The organism is Saccharothrix sp. ST-888, from assembly GCF_000955975.1.
Lineage (GTDB): Bacteria > Actinomycetota > Actinomycetes > Streptomycetales > Streptomycetaceae > Kitasatospora.
In genome coordinates, this window is record NZ_JYJF01001148.1 from 1 (window position 1) to 236 (window position 236).

Annotated in this window: 1 protein-coding gene; it reads right to left on the bottom strand. The window is 72.0% G+C overall.

The features are described from left to right. Nucleotides 1–236, bottom strand: a 236-nt coding sequence (locus tag UK12_RS36005) for a beta-ketoacyl synthase N-terminal-like domain-containing protein (protein WP_045307446.1), incomplete at both ends; no start/stop codon positions are given.

Consider the following 236-nt stretch of genomic DNA (forward strand, 5'->3'; position numbering starts at 1 on the left):
GCCCCAGCCGGTGCCGTCAGCGTCCGCCGAGAACGCCTTGCAGCGGCCGTCGGCCGACAGGCCGCGCTGACGGCTGAAGTCCACGAAGGTCTCCGGCGTTGCCATCACGGTCACACCGCCGGCCAGCGCCATCGTGGACTCGCCGTTGCGCAGCGCCTGGATCGCCCAGTGCAGAGCGACCAGCGACGAGGAGCACGCCGTGTCGACCGTGACCGCCGGGCCCTCAAGACCGAAGG